The sequence below is a fragment of the Deferribacter desulfuricans SSM1 genome (assembly GCF_000010985.1).
GTDB lineage: Bacteria > Chrysiogenota > Deferribacteres > Deferribacterales > Deferribacteraceae > Deferribacter > Deferribacter desulfuricans.
On record NC_013940.1, the window covers coordinates 277988 to 298771 of the forward strand.

The window sequence follows — 20784 nt, forward strand, 5'->3', positions numbered from 1 at the left end:
ACAATAAATAGGTTATAAAATGCGTATAGTATATGAAGTAACAAGAAGATGTAATTTACAATGTAAATATTGTTATGAAGGTTTTAAAGGTACAAAACCTTTAAATAAAGAACGGTTATTAGATCCTGATGATTTTGTTAAATTTGTTTACGAATTACTTATTAATAATGAACCAGTATTAATACAATTTCATGGTGGTGAGCCTTTATTAGAATATAAACATATAAAAGAAATAATTACTAGAATAAGACAATTATCTATTTATGAAAAATACAAATCTAAGATAGAATTTACTATTGTTACAAATGGTATTTTTTTAGATGAAGAAAAAATAAAATGGTTTAAAGAAAATGATTTAATTAAATATTGTATAAGTCATGATATTGTATCAAATATAACTCAAGAAATGAGACATAATATACTCGACAAAAACTGGTTATTTAATAAATTAGATATTTTATTAAAACACAAAACATTACCGGAAATAAGCTATGTAATAACCAAAAAACATATAGAATTAGGACCAAAAAATTTTATTCAAGAATTAGTTGTTTTATTTAAATACGTAAAAGAAAAACATAATTATATGTTTACAACTTTTAATTTAACCCCAGTAGATCCTATTCCATATTTGTATTTTTATAATATTGGAATTTATAACGATGAAGATATTTTATGGTTTCAAAATAATATGTTTATTAATTATGATGAATTTTTTGAATTCTATTTTAAAAGTCTCCAAATAATGCAGCAAAATTATATTGATTTAATAGATCCAAGGTATCAGAATAATATTCTGTTATTAGAAAGAAATTCTAATTTAGTACTACAAAATTATTATAATTGTAATACTAATTTTATTGACTCAGGTATTCCTTGTAAAATGGGTACTGAATTATTAGCTGTTACACCTAATGGAGATATATATCCTTGTACAAAAATAATAGATTTATTACATAATTTTAAAGAATTAAAAGATATATTTTTATTAGGTAATATAAAAAGTTTTAATTTTAAAAACTATAATCAACAATTAATTAAATTTAAAGAAAAAATTTTGAATAACCTTTATTACCACAATATACCATGTCATTTCTTTTGTGAAAAGAGTGAAACTTGTTCGTACTGTATTGTTCATAATTATATGTTATACAATTATTTTGATTCTTACATAGGAAATTTCAAATGCATATTTAATAATAAAATCCATCGAACCGTGAATACATTTAAAGAGAGGTATAACTTATGAGAATAAATTTATTAACAACAACTAAATGTAATTTTAAATGTAAATATTGTTTTGCTAGAGCTGATACTCATAATAAATACTTTGACCAAGCAGACAAATGGAATATTGATTTAAAAAAATTAACAAGATTTTTCCAGGATATTTTAGATTTCCAACATCATGTAATTAGATTACAATATTATGGTGGAGAACCTATATTAAGATTAGATAAAATGATTGAAATTGCTAAACATATTCATAATAAAATTAATAAAACATCTTATTCATATCACTCAAAACCAAATGTATTTTTTGGTGTTATTACAAATGGTACTTATTTAACTGCAGAGAATATAGAGTCATTAGTCTATTATGGTATTAAATTTAATATAAGTTTTGATTTTGTGGAAGAAATAAGTAAATACAACCGAGATGAATCAGTTTCAATCAAACATTTAAAAGAAATTGTTAAAAATTATAAAAAAGCAATACATAAACATTATCCTTTTTTAGATAAATATCCGGAGTTTTATCAAAAAAAATTAATGTCTTTAACAATTCAAACTGTAACAACAAAAAAACATATAAAACTTGGTGCTAGCACTTTATTAGATAGATATAGAGAACTTTTAAAAAAAATAGACAACGAAAATCCTGATCCTAAATATAAGGGGTTAATTCATTTTAATGTTAAAATATTAGATACAGAACCAATAATTAAAGACTATTATCAAGGCAAAATTTCATTTAAAGAATACAAAGAATTTTTAGATAATATATTAGTGACACCTGATGAATTTGAAAATTATTATAGAGATTGCTTAACTTATTTAAAAGAAAATGATATACCTCTTTATATTGAAAATAATTTTGTAAATTTTCTATTATGTCTGTTTGGAAAGAGTAGTATTGTAGATAATAATATACTTTGTTCTTTAGGACAAAATTATTTAAGTATTTTACCTAATGGAGATATTTGGTTATGTCCTACATTTGCTCAATACAGATCATTTAACACTGATAACGCTATAAGTAAAGTAGCGTATGTAGGTAATATTAACGATGGTTTACTATACTCTAAGCTGTTTTTATCTGGTGAACTACATGAGAGATTAAATTATATAAACCATAATACATCTACATGTCATATGTTTTGTGATGTAGGAGATGTTTGTCAAAGTTGTCCAGCTGATTATATATTAAAAAACAATACTATGAATTCACCTGTTGGTTCATATAGATGTTCAATATTTAGTAAAATATATAAAGTATGTAATGAATTTTATAATCAATTAGACGAAAAAACAAAAAAAGAATATCATGAACAAGCACTACTATATCTTTTTGGGTCTAATGAAGCTTATATGCCTGTTAGTAAATATTTAATAGATATTAGTACAAAGAAATAAAATAAAAAACAAAAAAAAAAGAGGTGTTTTATGGTTAATAATATAATAAAAAAAAGTTATTCTATAAAACATATAGAAGATAAACAATTATTTGCGGATATATTAAAATTTACTTATAATAAGTTTATCAGTTCTAGAAATCTAACTTATGATATATTTTACTATGAAATGAACAATGATAATATTATTCTTTATTTTAATATAGATAATTATAAGCATCATATTGAAACTGTAAAAAAAGATACCTTGAACGATGAATATTATCAATGGATTCTTAATCATGAAATACCGGAAATAATGAACGAATTTTTAAATTTTAGTTATAATCGATATAATGAAACATATGTAAAAAAAGAATTAGGTATATTAAGCAACAATACATATCAGTTTCTCCAAAAATATTTAGGTTTTTTAAATAAAAGTATAACCATATTTAGAAACTATCCTGTAATGAGTGATTTTATTAAAAAACTAGAAAATAAATATTATTCAGTTGACCATAGATATGAAATTAATTTTTCTATTAAGGATTATTATAAATATGCTGAACAAACATATAAATTTGTAGAAAAACAAATTAAAAAAGCTAAACATACTTTTGTAGTCGATACTTATTATTTAGGTGATAGTATTATTATTTATGAAAAATTATTACAACTACAACAAAAATTAATAAATAAAATTAATTTTACTATATTTACTTCAATTTTAAATGCTTTTAGAATTTATATATTTACAAATGAATCCGACAATAAAGCAATTAAATTACAGCAAGAACTAGAAGCAATAATTAACAATATAACTACTAAAAAAGAAAATAGAGAAAATATTAGCTTTAACAAGGTAAACATAACAAATAATAGTTTTATATTATAAAATATAATATTATAAAATATTTAATGGGAGGGTATTATATTATGAATTATAAAATAATAAATCATTCGATAAATACTAAACCTTCTAAAATTAATATAGTAGCAGAAGATAGAAAATCTTTTTTTGATTTATTAAACAAATATATGACTGATTATTTAGATTATTTAATACAAAACATAAATAATAAAAATAATAAATTTAAACCTATACAACTACCTATACAACAATATACTTTCTACATACAAAGAGAACCTGATAATGTTAAAAGCGTTGAAACTTATTATAATAATATACAAAATTGTACTATTACTTTAGTATTGAATTATCCAGAAATTCATCAAGTAGCTTTTACTCCAGAAATTGATATAATAAAAAATATTACTTTTAAATACCATAAGAAACAAATTAAAAATAAATGGCTAAATATAATTAAAAAATATATAAAAACAAATAATATTAAATTAAATACTTTATTATATAAAGAGATAAAAAACAATCTTTTAATAATTAATAACAGTTTTTTTATAATAAAAAATTTATAATATAAAAAAAGATAGTGGTAACAAACCACTATCTAATTATTTGAATTGTGATTATTGTGATTACTATGGTTACTATAAACATCACCACCACGAGTATAATATATTGCTTTTAAACCTGATTTATATACAGAACCATTAGTATTACATTTTACTGTGTAATACATATCAATAGCACCGTATCTTATGTTACTGTAAAGACTACTACCAGGAGCAACAGTATAACTATAAGATTTATATTGAGCTTTACCTCTATATGTACCAGAAGGATATCCACCAGAATAATATTTGTAACTTCTACCACAATAACTAAAGTCAATATCCCATCTGTTAGATGAATATTTACTAACTTTATTTACATCCGCTGAATATGGACTGTAATATATATAACCATTACCATCATAATAAGTTGTTTTATAAAAAGTTATATTTCTATTAAAAAGAGCTTTAGTAGTAGAAACACTACATTTACCACCACCGTAACTTGTTTGAATTTCAATTGAACTACCACCATAACCACGATATAAGTTTAAATATATTGGCATACTTACTGTTACTGAAGTTGGACATTTGTTAAAATCTGCTAATGTGTAGGATTTAGTAGTAGTAGTACCACTATTAACATTTTGAGATATAGTACTACCAGTATTAGATACACTATTTATTATTAATTTTGATTTTATATAACTATCAGTAGCACCTGTACTATCAGTACCACCTGCAATTGCATTACTTCCACTTAAACCTGCACCTATAATGCCTATGATTGCAGAAGCTTTTTTTAATTTGTCTTTATTAGGTGTTAATACTGATGTACTCATAATAGTCACCTCCTTATTATTATACTTCTATTAATTAATATAACTAATAAAATTAAATAATGATAATAAAAATTTTATTTTTTTTGATTAAATTTTTATAAACATCTAGTTTCTACTATAGCAGTATTATTTGTAGATAAGTTGTTTGTACTATTACCATTCCAATACCATGCACGGACATAAACTCTCCAATAACTTGATGATACACTTACAGCATATGCAGAAATTCCAGTAATTGGATATCCGTTTGTATTAATAGATGCAGGAGTAACAAAAATATATGGATTAGTTCCGTTAGGACAATTTGGTTTAGCTACTGTTTGACTATCTCTAACAACAGATTGTTGCATTATAAGTCCTTTCTTTAAATTTAAAACACTCCCATTAGCAGCTCGACCAAATGTAATATTTACAGAATTAGTTCTGTAACTATGTCCACCTTTTAAATATAAATCATAATCGTTTGCGGCATTTCTATGAATACCAAACATTAAATCGCTATCATTAGTTTGACTATACCTAAACCAATGAGTATTAGAACCATCAAATCTTGAAATCCTTGTTCTGTTATATGCTAAATTTAATTGTCCTCCATTAATTGACAATTCGTCATCACCAGTTAACTGAATCCTAACATCATAATCAGTAGTTCCATCATTTGCAAAATCAATATAAGGGGTTCCTGTACCTCCTAATTCAAGTGATGCACCTTGATCTGTAGATAATAAACCTTTACTATTTGGATCAGTTCCCCATTTAATATTTCCAGTTACATCTACTGTATAGTTTGGGTTTGTATTATTAATGCCAACTCTATTATTAGTAGTATCTACAGTTAAAATATTATTAGCAGTTCCACCTATATATAATTTATTTCTGTCAGTAAATAATTTAGTATCAGTATTAGTTACCGTTACCTGAAAATACTCATCATTTAATGTTGAATCACCATCTCTATTTACTTTTACATTACCTACTACATGTAAAGCTTCTTGAGCATTAGTTAAACCACCAGTATTGATACCAACTTTTTTATTTACAGAACTTACATATAAAACACCATTACCACCTGTTCCACCTGATTGAAAATCATTTAGTATATTAACACCATCGGGATCAATTTGATAACCGGTTGGATTTTTTGATGCATCCAAATCTTCCAAAGTAACACCATTAGCTAATAATAAGTTTCCATACATTGTTCTTTGTTCGTTAGTTGAAGCCGCATCCCTATGAAGTAAATTGTCTAAAGAAGCTTCTGTACCTGGTGGATTAATTGTAACTCTAACATAGGGATTACCACTTAATGTTACATATTGTGCACCCGGTACTTTAGATGCAATTTGTCTTGCTACATCAGGAGTTGGTACTCTTGTTTCTATTTGAAATAGTTTATTGGTCCCCGTATCTATTTTTGAACAACTATAAGAATAACCAAAAGGGTTATTACTTGGAAAATTTGTACCTAAATAATTATTATTCTGCAAATCAGATAAACTCGAAGGATAATCACCTGTACTATTTGTCTGATAATAATCCATATAATATTTTTTTGCTGCTGCTTGAATCATATTAATTTCCTGTGCTGTTTTATCAGCACCTACAGTATGCCTTTTCTGTATAAAGGATAATGATGCATAACTTAACATAATAGTGAATATAGTCATTGTAATCATTAATTCTATTAATGTAAAACCATGATTATTAAGATTTGCTTTTCGCATAGCTACTAACCTCTATTATTAAGTATTAAACAATACTTATTATTTTATTTCATTCTATTACTTTAATATATAATATAACAAAAATTTTATAAAATTATAAAATTATTATTTTATATATATACTACTATTTTACAAATCTATTTCATATATCTCTATCTAATACATTATTTTACTTATATATTATTTTACACATCTTCTCATAAATTGCTTTTTGAAAAGGTCTTGTTCTGTATTAGTAAATACTCCATCATTATAAAAATTATTATAATCCATTAATGTAGCTGATGATATTACACCCTGGGTATAATAATATAAACTCTCATTAAGTCCAGTTAAAAACAATAACTGTTGAAACTCATTATTATGTTTTTGTTGATAACTATATATACAAGTTCCAAGTAAAAGTCTGGTGTTTCGATTGTTTGGGTCTAAAAAATTTTTTCCAGTTCTGTTATGTATACATTGTAAAAGATAAATATGAAGATTAGCTGAAAGTTTACAAAATTTTAATGTATCTTCTTTACTATTACTTATTGTAGCAAAAGATGTTAAATTAAAAAGAAAACTAATAATAACAACATAAAGTAATTTTTTCATAATAAATATCTCCTTTATATTCAATTAATTTTAAGTATAACATAAGAAATACATATTTTCAAAATTTTTGAAATATAACTAATTTTTTGTTATATTATTCTACATGATTGATTCAAGATTTATTTTATATATTAATACAATTAATAAAGATTACAAACAAACAACTAATCTCACTTTATATATAGATAGTGTAGATGAATTAATATCACAAATTAAAGATTTTAAATCCCACGCTTATTATATGGCCGTAATTCAAAATAAAAATGAAATGATAATAGAAATAGAAGAGGGTAAATTAATATTTCCTAATAATCAAGAATTAGCTAACGCTTTGGACTTACATTTGTCATATCAAGTAACTCAACAAACATCTCAAAGTCCAGGTTCTACAGATTCTAATAACGAATCATCCAGCTCAGGTTCAAAATCATAAACATAATAAATATTATTTTTAAATGTTTTATATTTTAATAATGATTCAAACCCTATCATATAATTATTTCCAATATTTTCTAACTGTATAGGAGTAGTAGATATACAATACAATTTTTCACTTAAAGATTTTTTAGCACTTTCAGTATATTCTGCTAACATATCTTTATCGGAACTAAAATTATAAAAATCTGAATAAAAGATAATAAAATCTAACTTATTAATATTGAAATATTGTTTAATGATTTGCGCATTTATTTTATTCTTACTTAGATTTTGGTTTTTTATTTCTTCTATTTGTTTTTGTTCTTTTTTTATAGTCATAGATAACATAGCAGGATCATTTAATAATATACTTTGTTTTTTGTTTTTCTCTTCTGATCTTAAATTATAAAATAAATTTTTAAATTCAGTACCTCCACCACCTGATATTTTTTTAAATAAATTATTAATTTTAGTAGTTAATTTGTTTTTATTATCTTTCATGAAATCTATAAATTCAAATTCTGCTTTGGTTAAATCAGAATCTATATTTACAAAAGAAAGCATTAATTTACTCATAGGAAATTGTTTTTTAATTAAATTTATTAAATTAACAACGTTATCTAAAAACATATATATTTCTTCTTTGCTGATAGATGCAGATGTATCAAACACAATTAATGACCTAAACAATGGTACTAATTCTTGAGTTTTATTACCTATATGTTCATAAGGATATGCTTTAGTTGTGCTTTTAGATTTATAAGTAAAATCAAAAAAACCATTACTAATAGGTGTTGGTGGTTTTATTACATTTCTATAATCTTTTTGCATTGTTTCCATTTTTAATTTTAAAATTTTAGTAGCTATACTGTTAATTACTTTTTTATAAGCTTCATTTTTAGTTTTTATTTTAATTAAATTATTTTTAATTTTATATTCCTCTTCAGAAAAAATAGTACCATAACCAGCCTGTTTATTTGTTTCATTAAAATGTAAATTTCGTTTTATGTTTTCACTTACTTGTTGCTGCTGCTGTTGCTGTTCCTCTACTTTATTTTCTATATCTATATTTGCTTTCTCCATATTATTCTGCAAATCATTTAAAATATCATGTAATAGATCTGGATTATTTGCTATTTTATTCAACACGTCTTGTAATATAGAACTTAAAGAACCTATAATTTTACTTATATGATTTAAATCATTAGACATGGTCCCGTTATTTACATTTTGATTATTTTGATGGCTTTGCTGATTATTTTGCTGGTTGTTTTGTTGATTTTGATTTACATGGTTACTTTGTAGCTGACTATTATTACTATTATTGCTGTTATTTTGTTGTTGATTGACAGTCTGCTGATTTGAGTTGTTTGTCTGTTGCGAATTAAACTGTTGAAACTGTTGATTCAATATTGCATCTTTTACTTTTTGGTACATATCAGTCATTAAATATTCATATGAATATTTAAAAATATCATTATTATTAACTTTCGGATGTAAAAAATCATCTTTACTAACATTTTCATCTACTAAATCAATTTCTTTTAATGTGTCTAATGTAATACACGAACCTGGTAAATCTATTTGTAAATTATATTTATCTCGTAATTCAAATAATCTCTCATTCTCAATAGCATCTGCAATTACATTACTGTAGTGATTAAATAACTTATTTAAAATATCAAAAGTTTTAAATAAATATGTTTTTAATTCGTTTATATTCTTTATATAATCAATTTTTAAAGTAAGATTACGTAACTCTTTATATAAAATATCTGTAAAAAGTTTTAAATCTCTACCAAAAACATTTGAATAATAATGCATAAATTCATGGTATAAAATACCAAACTGTTCTTTTCTTGAAAGATTATCCGTAAAAAATAAAGAACTTAATTGTATTTCTACAAAGTTGTAATTTAAATCTGTACAGATATTTAAAAATTCAGTTACTTTTTTATTAAATTCTTTTAAATGTTTTTGTAATATAAATGTTTCTATTGATTTACAATTTTTTATTATTTTTTGTAAGTTATATAATTCCATATATAACTGATTTATTTTTTGTTTACCTTCATCATTTATACTTAAACAAGCATATGTATCTCTAATTAATGGATTATAAGTTATTGCTATTAAATTTAAATATTCAACTAAAAAAGGATCCTGATTTAATATAAATTGTTCTAAACTACCATAACTATTTTTCCCAAAATTAGATACCAAAACATTATTTGTATCATTTTTTATGTAATCTATAAATTTAGATGTTACCTGTTTATTGTAACTTCTATTTTCTTTTAATACTAATTCTCCGAATAAAGATTGTATTTTATTATAAAATAGCTCTCTTTTAACTACTACCTGTCTATCAAATGGATTTGAGATATTAGGAACATTACAGGTATAAATAAAATCATCTTTAGCTTTAGCTATTATATTATCTGATGGTAATATTATTCTCATAAATGTAATCACCTCATATTTAATATTGTCTGTTGTTCATTATATATATCTAATAATTCTTTATTAACTAAAATAAAATTATTAAAATATTTTTCTAAAATATCTAATTTTTCAATAATTTGATTCTTATTAATTATATTAGCAAGATTATAAATTATTTTTAAAAGCTTTTTTCCGTAATTATCAGAAGAATACCCATAATCAATATCTCTCATATAGTAATCCTGTAAAAAATTAGCAAAAAGAATAATTTCTAAAAAATCTTCATAAATGGATCTTAAATTTTCAAATAAACTATCTATTGCTAATGGATTATTTCCTTTTATTAATGTATTGATAACTTCTGTAGATATATTTAACGATAAAAATTCTACTGGATAACTGAAATTATTTAATACAGCTTTGGTAATCAAATTTTCTATATTTTGTATATCTATGTATCCTGTTTTAGATGAAGTAATTAAATCATAAAAATTACTTAATCTAGAAAATAAACTACTATCCACATTGTTACCAAAATAATCCAATACTACAGTCCGATAATTCATAAAATAAGAAGAATTTAATACATAAAATTTTTCATTATATAAATAATTACCAATTAAATTTATAGATTTAAGATTAAATATATCCTTATAAAAGAATGGATGATTTAATGTATATATTAATGGATCTAATAAAATTTCTTTTTTAATAGAATCTAAACCTCTACTTATAGAACCTAACTGTTTCAAATTTAATAAATCACCCAATAAATCTGTTTTATATTTTAAATACTTTCTTAATTTTCTATAAAAAATATCTAAATAAATTTTACGATATTTAGATTCAAATAAATTATAACCAGCTTCTACTTGTTTTAAATAATTTATTAATGCTCCTCTAGATAGACTTTGTTCAATATTATAATTATAATTAAAAATTTTATTGTTAATACCTACTATGTTATTTTGAACTTTATTATTTTCTAAATTAAAAGTTATATAATTAGGAAAAAATATTTTTGTTCTAATATTATCAAAAAATTTAAAATCAACATCTAAAGTATTTAAAGGTAAATTTACATAATTTAAATCTAATGTCTTTGTATTTTTGCTTATATTGAAGACATTATTTTTTAAGAAGGAATCTATTGAATTCAATTTAATATAGTTACCTGTTTCAGGTAATTTTAATTCAGTTTTTTTAGATTTTAACGCTAATTCTATGTTTTTCATTTTTGACAACACTGTTTCTATTGTTAATTTAGCTTCTTGGAATCTTGTTTGTTTATCACTATTTTTATCAGAAAAAGATGTTTCAGCCTTTTTTATGTCTAATTGAAAATTATCAAGAGATGATTCTAATATATTTATAAAATTACTAATTAAATCATTATTGTCTAAACTATCTGATTGCCCTTTAATAAAATAATCAAAATTGGATAAATAAGAATGTTTAAATAAAAATTCATCATAATTAACAAGTACATTATTACTACTTATTTTTTCATTATCCTTTAAGGTTATATTAGTTTCTTTTAAAGATGATTCTTTTAAATTTTTCCAATAATTATAATTAATATTATCATACAAAATATTTCTATTTAAATCATAATAAGAAGAATCTCTCATGTAGTTTTGCAACTCAAAATCATATTGATTTGACATTATTGGAAAATAAATAACACCAACCCTTTTACCTATCTGTATATTTTGAAAAACATTATTTAAATACTCTTTGAATTTTTCATAAGTAAATTGTTTCGTCTGTATTTCTCCAAACAATCTGTCTTTTAAAATAGAAACTAATTCACTTTGTTCCTGTTGTAATATAAAACCACCTTTATTTATAACATCCATTAATTTAGTATTAATATCCAAATCTGATATTATAAATTTTCCTTTATTTATGTTTTCGATTTCGACATAATTCAATAAATTTTCATAACTAAGTTTTTGTATTGTTTTTAAATTGTTTGTTGATTTATCTTTTACAATTAATAAGCAGTTAAATTTTGATAAATCTATTTGGTCATTTATATTTGAAAATAATTTAACAAGATCTTCTTTCGATATATAAAATAAAAATTCAATATTAACATCTTTTGATGTAACACCTAATTGTTTAAATAATTCTTGTTTTATCTGTTCTGGTTCAATATACAAACCAAAACTAAAATAATTATTTATATTATTACTTATAATTTTATGTATATTTGTTAGATTTAGATTTACAATATTATAATCAGTTTTATCATTAAATATATTTTTATCTTGTAATATAACTTCATGATAATAAGTATTTAAAATAAAAGCAAAATTATTACATATATTAACTATATCGTTAAACAAGTTTTTAATTAACTTTATATCTTTTAATACAGGATCTTTATAAATCTGTCTTAATTTTTCAATGTACTCTTGTTTAAATTTATCTATGTTATTTATGAACTGTGTATTTGTAAAATCTATTAGTTTTTTAAAAATATCTTTTACCTTCACATATGTATTATAACTTTTAATAAGTGTATTATACACATCTTTATCTAAAAAATATTTATAAGTCTCATATGGTAATGATTCTTTATTTTGACGTTTTTGATGGTATATTTCGATTAATTTTGCTACATGAGCTGCCATTAAATCTGCATATTTATGAAATTTATGGATATTGATTTCATATCTAAATGCTTGTTGTATTTCTCCTATCAAATAAATAAATTCTTTGTCTGATATTTGATCTATATCAGACAAATTCATTATATGAGTATTTTTAATTCTATTCTTTATATTAAATTGAATTCTATTTAGAATATATTTTATTTTACTATTAGTTAGATATCTATGAGAAAAATTGTTAAAAGGTAATATATAAGAATTTAAATTTATTTTACAAAAATCATTTAACAAATTTTTATCTATTGAAATCTTATTATGTAAAAAAGGTAACTTTAGTTCTTCATAAGCTTTATTTAAAAAATTATATATGAAATATGTTAGCACAGTTAAATTTTGAGGAGTTTTTAAAAGATCTGATAAATCCAAAATTACTGAAAAGGCTTCATTCAAGTTTAAGTCTGAAACATTTACTAAATAATTAACGGTTTGTCTAAATGTCTCATCATTAATATAAAAATATTTATCTTGAAGATATTCTTTAACATTTAAATTAGATATATTACTCATAATATATCCTCTTATTAATTTATTTTATTAACTTATTCTCATTATTTGTTAATTTCTAATAACTTACTTACTTTAATTAATATTATATCAAAAAATTTTAACACAACACATTAAAAATTAAACGTTTATGTACTTATTATATACCTATTTTTTATATACCTATTTTAAATCCATCATCAAGTTGTGAGGTATCAAAAACATATGCATATAATTCTTTACCTTCTGAGTTTAATCTAGTCTGTATATTCTTTAATTCATCTGACCCTAGCAATGATAATAACATATATAATCTTTTAGATTCAATAGTTGATACAGGATTACCACTATTAAAAAATACTACTAATGAATTAATTAATCCAGTTTTTTGACTATATAAATGTTTTTGTATCTCATTAACTTTATTTACAAAAGACTCATCGTCTAAAGATAATAAATTATTTATATCAATTAACAAATCATTTTTAACCATGGATGCGTCCATAGATGTTTTAACTTCTCTTTCTAAATATTTTAGTAATTCTAACTTAGGATTACTTTCCACATTATGGTCTGCACTTGACTTTAAAGTTTTTAAAGTAAGTATAACATAATCACGAAAATCCTTTATAGATTGAGAGTCTAATACATGATCTAAATATCCATAAAATATGTTTTTTACCAGTAATTGTTTTAATACCCTTAAGTCAAAAGAATCAAAAGTATATTCATCTTCTTCATTATTAAGTAATTTTTCATATAATTTGATAGTTTTAGATGCTTTAATTGTTTTTATAAATGTATCTATCTGTTTTTTTATTTGTTCTTTTAAGTTAATATCTATTTGTTTAATTTCCAATAATTCTTCTATCTGTTCTACTAAAGGATTAATTTCTTTAGTAATTAAATATTCTAAATTATAAGCTAAATCCGGTTCTACATGTAAAGTAACAACCCTGGTATTATGAGCTCCACTCATTAACATTTTAGTCCGGGATACAACTCTGTCTGTAGCTTCATTACTTAAAACTACAGGAACTATTGTTTTAGCTATAGGTTTACCTGCAATTGTAGGATTTTTTTCATCAAACAAACCATAATAAATAGTTAGAATTTCAGGGTTTATAAAGCCATCATCTAATACAAAGAAACCAAACAAAGGATAAATACCATTAGAAACATTTTCAATGTTAGGTACATTAAATGAGTTTGATGTTACAGTTGAATCTTCATCAATATATTGATATCCAAAATCAGTAGCTCTAAGTCCTGCTACACTAAATATTCTAATTACATAACTTTTATATTTATCAAGAAATAATTTATTAGATAACTTTTTATAAACTGTTTTTTCTAAAGAATCATTTAAACTTTTAAAATTAAAATCTTGTAAGGATTGATTTAGATTATTATAATCTAAGGTACTTATTTTTTTAATTAAAGAATCTAAGATACTTAAAACATTATTCATTGTTAAAAGTATCAATTCATCTTGATCCATATTTAACATATATTTTGCAGTAGATTTTTTGTTGAAATAAAAGTTTATATTTTTTAATCCATTTTTATTCGCATCTTTATTATTTACATCTATATATGCAAAAGTATATACTCTATTTTTTAATAGCTCATATAAAAACACAGCTGAATTGTACACATATGGAATTTGAGAAGAGTAGGGGAAGGTTTTATTAAGAAATTCTTCTAATATAGGAATATATTTTTTTAATTCACTATATTTAATTTTAGTAGGTAACTCACTATTTTTAAATTCACCAAATAATATTTTAGTATTTCTATCCTCAATCCATTCTTTATCATATAAATCATAAAACAAAACCATAGTGGATAACAGTTTAGATTTTTTAACCATTTCATCATTAAATATAGTAGCAGTTTTACTAATACCATGTTTACCTACTATATTGTATATCGTTTTGCCTAATTTTAAATTTAAATAATGCCTATCTAATTCTTTTCTGATAGGTTCTTGTATTTGACTAACTTTCATATATCACCTCATAATAGTTAATCTATTATAATATGGTTAAAGATTCTGCATTACTATCAGCACTAGGCTCTGGTTCTTTAAACTTAATTTTTAATTTAGGTGATGCTGATTCTTCTATTACTTTTTTAATCACATCTTGGTCCTGTAATACATCTTCAGGTAATACATTTTGTTTTATAAATTCTTCTACTTTTTTCAAACTTAAATTTACTTCCTTCATTAACATATCGATTTGTTCTTTTGAGTTAATATATTTACTAACTAAATTATTAATATCAACTATTCTTTTAGACCGTAATGTCTTTTTATAGGTAACTACGGCAAAATCTGTATCAACTTCTTCAGTCTGGTTAACTTCCATATAATCTTGAATTTGTTTTTCAATTTGTTTTTGTTGTTCTTCTAAAGGTTTAATTTGTTCAATTAAATTATTTATTTGCTCAGTAATCATTCTATGTTGCATTAACATTTCTTTCAAATCCATATTGTTTACAGCTTGATTACGCTGTTCATTTTTAATTTTTATTTCTTCCATCATTTTATCATATATTTTTTCTAAAAAGATAACATCAAAAGCTGCATATACTAAAGCATTTTTATCAATAGGTCTTATGGTCCAATCATATTTCTGATATGTTTTATCTAAATCATAATTAATATATTTTTTAACCAAATACTTTAAATTTGATTTTTTCTCTCCAGGTTCTTGTAACTTATCTTTATAAATTTTCATTGTATCAATTAATAAGTTATCTTTTATATAACTTAACAGATCACTAAAATCTTTATGGAAGATAGAGTAAAAATCATATAATACTCTTATATCAAAACTTATACCATTATGAAAAACAAGTTGATTATTCTGTTTGATAAATAAATCTAATAATTTTCGAAAATTATAAAAATTACCTTTGGTGTAAAGTAATTTTTTTTCAATATTATCAGTATCTATACTGTATTGCTGTAAAAATTTTATCAATTGCTGTTGTTGCTGTTCAGTACAGTAATTAAAATATCTTGTAAAATCTACTAAAAATACTTTATCACTTTTTGGTAATTTTAACTGCATTAATATAGGTTTATTATCTAATTCTTTAGCTTTATTTAATACTATAATATTTTCGTTATTATCACCAAAGGTAGTTTCTAAATCCATAAATATTAAACTATTATCTTTACCTTTAAGCTCATTTATTATAGTAGTTACATAATCGATATCATCTAATAATCCGTAATGTACTTTATAAGTTTCATCAGCAAATGTTAATTTAAAAGTTTTTGTTAACATAGTAATACCTCATTGATATTATTTTTATATAAAATTTTCTATTAATTAATATAACAAATATTTTTAAACTAACTTATATAAAAACAATTCTATAAATAAATATTAGAAAGTGACAATAATAATATTTTGTTAATATTAACAATAAATTACTAAATAAATAAGATAAAACCACAGTATATTTTATAGAAATAAAGATAAAAAGATAAACTGAAAAAACTACAAAGAATCAAAATCAATAAAATAGATAAAAAACTACTGTTACTTATAAATACTAAGCAACAGTAGCTTTAATTAACTTATTTAATTTATTCCATAAAATCGTATAAATAAACCCAATTTTGTATTTTATTATTATACATATAAACTTGATATTTATAAAAACTTTTATCATCTTCTACATCTATTAAAATTGGTAAGATTTTATATAAAGTAGAATCTATATTAAATACATGCATTTTATACATTCTAATTAGTTTACCGTTTCTGTTAAAGTAATCCATTAATTTATCAAAATCTGCATTCCAAAATGTCTTAAGTAATTTAAAATTATTATCATAAATAAAAATAACCTGATCATAAACATAATAATTATAATACTTTTTTATTTTTATTTTATAATTTTTTACAGACTCTATATATATTTTATTAATCGTAATATATTTGTCAGTTTTATATACTTTATAATAATAGGTAAGTACATCGTCTTTCACTATTATTTCTTGATTATCAGGTAATAACTTAATTATCTGTTGTAATTTTTTGTTTTCAATAAGAGGATTATTTACTTTAGCTAATACTGTTGTGCTTATAGTAAATATACTTAAAATAACTATTAGTATTTTTTTCATATTTACCACCTCTTTCTTAATTTTAATTTTATTATATTAAATTTTATATAAAATGTCAAGTATTTTTTTATATTTGAATATATACACTATAGTTTTTGGTTTATATTCAACTTGACTTATATATAATAATTTTTTATAATATAATAGGATGGTGTTTTATAAGGGAAAATATAAAAATTATAAAAAAGATATAAGGAGAATAAAATGGGGAATCAGCATATTGTTAAAACTATATCTATCCCAGATAAATTATATAAAGACTATTTAGAAAAAAAAGAAGTTATAAAAGAAAAATATGGAGTAAAAACATTTTCAGGGTTTATTAATTTTTTAGTTCATGCTTATTATAACTATTTTAAAAATAAAAATCCTAACTACAAATGGGTTGAAGAATTAGATACAAAACACTACTTATTGAAGAAATATGAAAACTCGGAAAATGTTATAAAAAGTATAAGCGTAACTAAAGAAAACCAAGAATATTTTGACTTTATTAATCAATTAAACAAAAATTTTTCTTTATACGTTAGACTCAGTATCGCTTACATACTATCCACATTGTCCGATTCTACTCAATCTGATAATATATCAGATATACAAAATGATAATGATAACGAACATATTAAAGAAACACAAAAAAAAGAAACACAATCTCAAAAAGAATCAATAAAAATAATTGATTTAGATAATGACGTTGATTTTAATTTACAAGATAGCTCTTTAAGTTTAATCGATACACAAAACATAGACATAGAAGACACAATAACTACTGAAAATGACATTTTAGCTGAAACCACTACAACAAAAGAGACTCAAAAACCAACACAAGATATTAAAAGAACTAAAAAAACTAAATCTGCGGTTTCAAATATAAATACAGATATAAATATAAAAGCAGAACAAGGAATCAATGTTAATCAACTACAACAATTATTAAATCAACAAATTAGTACTGTATCTGATACGACTCTTGATGAGCATATTATAAATAAGAAATATTTTGAAAAAACAAAAGAAAACTACGATGCATTTTTTAATTCATTAATAGGTACAACAGATATAAATGATATATACAAATCAAATGATTTATCATTATCGTTAGATATTATTAAAAATTTATTTTTCACCTTATTTTTTGATATTTATAACAAAAATATTCTCAATTTAGAACACATCCTGCAATCAACTATCAAGGTAAATGATAAGATTTTAACTGCTATTGAAAATATATCCAAAAATGCATTATACATTATAACTTCATTAACTTTAACTGGTATTTTAGATATATTGAAATCAATAGAAAAAGAAAGCCAGAAAACATTAAACAAGTCAATCCATATCTCTGATGCTACTATTATAGTGAAAGATCAAATTGTAATTAAGCTTCAAACATTGAAAAACCGTAACAAATTATCAGATGAAGAATTTAACACTATTCTTACTATTATAAAAGAAAAACTACCTGCAGATTATGTAGTATTTGTAAACGAATAAATAATTAAAAAATAATTTAATAATAGTATAAATTAAACGGAATAAATAATTTTTAATTATCAAATAATTATATTTAAAAAAATTTAAGTATTTTACTTGATTTACTTAAAAATTTTTACTATATTATAAATATGACAAGAATAAGAGATTATATAAAAACAATACCAGAAGGTACTGTATTTACAATAAACGATGTAAAACGCTTCAATAGAAATATTAATGTTAATAGCTTAGCAACTACATTAAGTAAATTAGCTAAGGAAGGATATTTAAAAAGAATTGGTAGAGGAAAGTATTATAGACCAAAAAATAGTTATTTAGGTGAACTTCCTGTTACATGGCAAAAAGTAGCAGAATTATATTTATATGATAGTGGTTACCGTAAACGCTACATAGGCTACATTACCGGTTTAGCATTATATAATCATTATAAGCTTTCTACACAGGTTCCATCAGAACTTACAATTGCAACTAAAAAAAGAAAATCCAAAACAACACTTATGTTATCTAATGGAATGAGATTATCACTAATTCCACTTGAATTTCCAATTAGAACTAAAGATGATATTAGAGCATTACAATATTTGGACCTACTAAAATATCTTAAGCAAGCGATAGATGTAAAACCAGAAAATGTAATTCGATTTTTACAAAATGAATTAAATGAAAGCTCGCCAAAATTTATAAAAAAAATAATCGGTTACTCTTTAAAATATAGCCCTTTTGTTAGAGCATTATTAGGTGTTATTTTAGATAACACCAAGTATAGACAATATGCTTCATATATTAAAGATAACTTAAATCCATTAACTAAATTCAAAATAAATTTTAATACAAATTTAACTAATTTAAAAAAATGGAATATAATTAAAACATAATAGAAAAATAAAGGAAAAATTATGAATCTACATGAAAGTAGAGAAGATTTTGAAATACTTGTACTTAAAACTTCTGAATACCTTAAAATACCTATACCTTTTATTGAGCGTGATTATTGGTTATGTTTTTTATTAAAAAGAATTCTAAATTTTAAGCACTTAGATTCTAATAATAGTATTATAGCAGATCAAAATAATGTTGTATTTAAAGGTGGAACCTCTTTGAGTAAAGCATACAAAATTATCAATAGATTCTCCGAAGATATTGATCTTGCTATCGATTATAATGATAGTTGGTCTCGTAGTAAAATAAGAAATGTAATCTCTAAACTTTCTAAGGAACTAATCGTACCACCATTAAATAAAGATGATAATCCTAAAAACCAAGCTTATGAAAATATAAGAAGAACATATGTTTCATATCCAAAAAATACTAAAGATGATACTTTAAGAGAACAAATATTATTAGAAATAAATGGTTTTGCTCGTCCAGTACCTAAGAAAAAATATTCAATATCTACTTACATATACCAATACATACAAGAACAGTTACCAGAAGATATACAAAATGAACTTGTTTCTAAGTTTTCACTTGAACCTTTTGAATTAAACGTATTATCCATAGAAAGAACTTTTTGTGAAAAAATCAGTTCTGTTGCTAAAGCTTCCTTTAAAGGAGAAAGAATTTTACAAGACAAAATTAGACATATATATGATTTACATATATTACTACAATTAAAAGATATCCAAAATCTTATAACTAGTCAAAAAAGGTTTGGAGAACTTATTAATATAATAAAAAAAGATGATAAAGGAGCAAGATTCACATACAGCAAAACAGATGATATCGCTATAAAACTATGGTTAGAAAAACCTTATTACCAAGCTGAGATATTTTATAACCCTGATTCATTCAAAAAATTAGCCAGATTTTATGAAAATAATTTTGTAAAACTACTCTTTAAAGGTAAAGAAGATTTACCACCTATAATTGATATTATAGAAAGTTTAACTGTAATAAGAGATGCTCTTAAAAATCTTTAGAATG

At 22.4% G+C, this 20784-nt stretch carries 16 protein-coding genes; 8 read left to right on the forward strand and 8 right to left on the reverse strand.

The features are described 5' to 3' along the window. Positions 1-19 precede the first annotated feature (19 nt). The 4 genes from DEFDS_RS12395 to DEFDS_RS12410 are packed head-to-tail and all read left to right on the forward strand — an operon-like array spanning position 20 to position 4055. Complete coding sequence (locus DEFDS_RS12395) at positions 20-1249, forward strand: radical SAM protein (RefSeq protein ID WP_013009081.1); 1230 nt, start codon at positions 20-22, stop codon at positions 1247-1249. Next, positions 1246-2637 (forward strand): radical SAM protein, encoded by a 1392-nt coding sequence (locus DEFDS_RS12400; RefSeq protein WP_013009082.1) that lies wholly within the window; start codon positions 1246-1248, stop codon positions 2635-2637. Before DEFDS_RS12395 ends, DEFDS_RS12400 begins: the two co-directional genes overlap by 4 nt. Positions 2638-2667: 30 nt before the next feature. Further along, positions 2668-3513 carry a hypothetical protein gene (locus tag DEFDS_RS12405; RefSeq protein ID WP_013009083.1) on the forward strand — a complete coding sequence of 282 codons (846 nt, stop codon included), beginning with the start codon at positions 2668-2670 and terminating at the stop codon, positions 3511-3513. Between the two features lie 41 nt (positions 3514-3554). Beyond that, a complete protein-coding gene (locus DEFDS_RS12410; protein ID WP_013009084.1) occupies positions 3555-4055 on the forward strand; it encodes a hypothetical protein in 501 nt (166 codons plus the stop codon). A gap of 32 nt (positions 4056-4087) precedes the next feature. Here the strand turns inward: DEFDS_RS12410 and DEFDS_RS12415 are convergent, their stop codons facing one another. The 3 genes from DEFDS_RS12415 to DEFDS_RS12425 form a co-directional block, all read right to left on the reverse strand. Then, a complete protein-coding gene (locus tag DEFDS_RS12415; protein WP_013009085.1) occupies positions 4088-4873 on the reverse strand; it encodes a hypothetical protein in 786 nt (261 codons plus the stop codon). Positions 4874-4968: 95 nt separating this feature from the next. Then, a complete protein-coding gene (locus DEFDS_RS12420) occupies positions 4969-6597 on the reverse strand; it encodes a type II secretion system protein (RefSeq protein ID WP_013009086.1) in 1629 nt (542 codons plus the stop codon). Between the two features lie 180 nt (positions 6598-6777). Continuing rightward, complete coding sequence (locus tag DEFDS_RS12425) at positions 6778-7194, reverse strand: hypothetical protein (protein WP_013009087.1); 417 nt, start codon at positions 7192-7194, stop codon at positions 6778-6780. Positions 7195-7297: 103 nt separating this feature from the next. Between DEFDS_RS12425 and DEFDS_RS13045 the strand changes: the two genes are divergently transcribed. Next, on the forward strand, positions 7298-7627 hold the full coding sequence (locus tag DEFDS_RS13045; RefSeq protein ID WP_153801550.1) for a hypothetical protein: 330 nt from the start codon (positions 7298-7300) through the stop codon (positions 7625-7627). Here DEFDS_RS13045 and DEFDS_RS12430 read toward each other — a convergent pair. The 5 genes from DEFDS_RS12430 to DEFDS_RS12450 all read right to left on the reverse strand — a co-directional run bounded on the left by DEFDS_RS12430 (position 7567) and on the right by DEFDS_RS12450 (position 17364). After that, positions 7567-10074 carry a hypothetical protein gene (locus DEFDS_RS12430; protein WP_013009088.1) on the reverse strand — a complete coding sequence of 836 codons (2508 nt, stop codon included), beginning with the start codon at positions 10072-10074 and terminating at the stop codon, positions 7567-7569. The genes DEFDS_RS13045 and DEFDS_RS12430 overlap by 61 nt on opposite strands. An 8-nt stretch (positions 10075-10082) precedes the next feature. Then, positions 10083-13241: a hypothetical protein gene (locus tag DEFDS_RS12435; protein WP_013009089.1), complete on the reverse strand. Its 3159-nt coding sequence runs from the start codon at positions 13239-13241 to the stop codon at positions 10083-10085. A gap of 151 nt (positions 13242-13392) precedes the next feature. Continuing rightward, positions 13393-15228: a hypothetical protein gene (locus DEFDS_RS12440; RefSeq protein WP_013009090.1), complete on the reverse strand. Its 1836-nt coding sequence runs from the start codon at positions 15226-15228 to the stop codon at positions 13393-13395. 25 nt (positions 15229-15253) lie between these two features. Next, entirely contained in the window at positions 15254-16516 is a 1263-nt protein-coding gene (locus tag DEFDS_RS12445) for a hypothetical protein (protein ID WP_013009091.1), read from the reverse strand. A 305-nt stretch (positions 16517-16821) separates the two neighbouring features. Further along, entirely contained in the window at positions 16822-17364 is a 543-nt protein-coding gene (locus DEFDS_RS12450; RefSeq protein ID WP_013009092.1) for a hypothetical protein, read from the reverse strand. 204 nt (positions 17365-17568) lie between these two features. On the opposite strand from DEFDS_RS12450, the gene DEFDS_RS12455 reads away from it, so the two are divergent. From DEFDS_RS12455 to DEFDS_RS12465, 3 genes are all read left to right on the forward strand, one after another. Then, on the forward strand, positions 17569-18858 hold the full coding sequence (locus tag DEFDS_RS12455; protein ID WP_013009093.1) for a hypothetical protein: 1290 nt from the start codon (positions 17569-17571) through the stop codon (positions 18856-18858). 131 nt (positions 18859-18989) lie between these two features. Further along, a complete protein-coding gene (locus DEFDS_RS12460) occupies positions 18990-19736 on the forward strand; it encodes a DUF6088 family protein (protein ID WP_013009094.1) in 747 nt (248 codons plus the stop codon). 21 nt (positions 19737-19757) lie between these two features. Beyond that, positions 19758-20780, forward strand: a complete 1023-nt coding sequence (locus tag DEFDS_RS12465) for a nucleotidyl transferase AbiEii/AbiGii toxin family protein (RefSeq protein WP_013009095.1) — start codon at positions 19758-19760, stop codon at positions 20778-20780. The last annotated feature ends 4 nt before the right edge of the window (positions 20781-20784 follow it).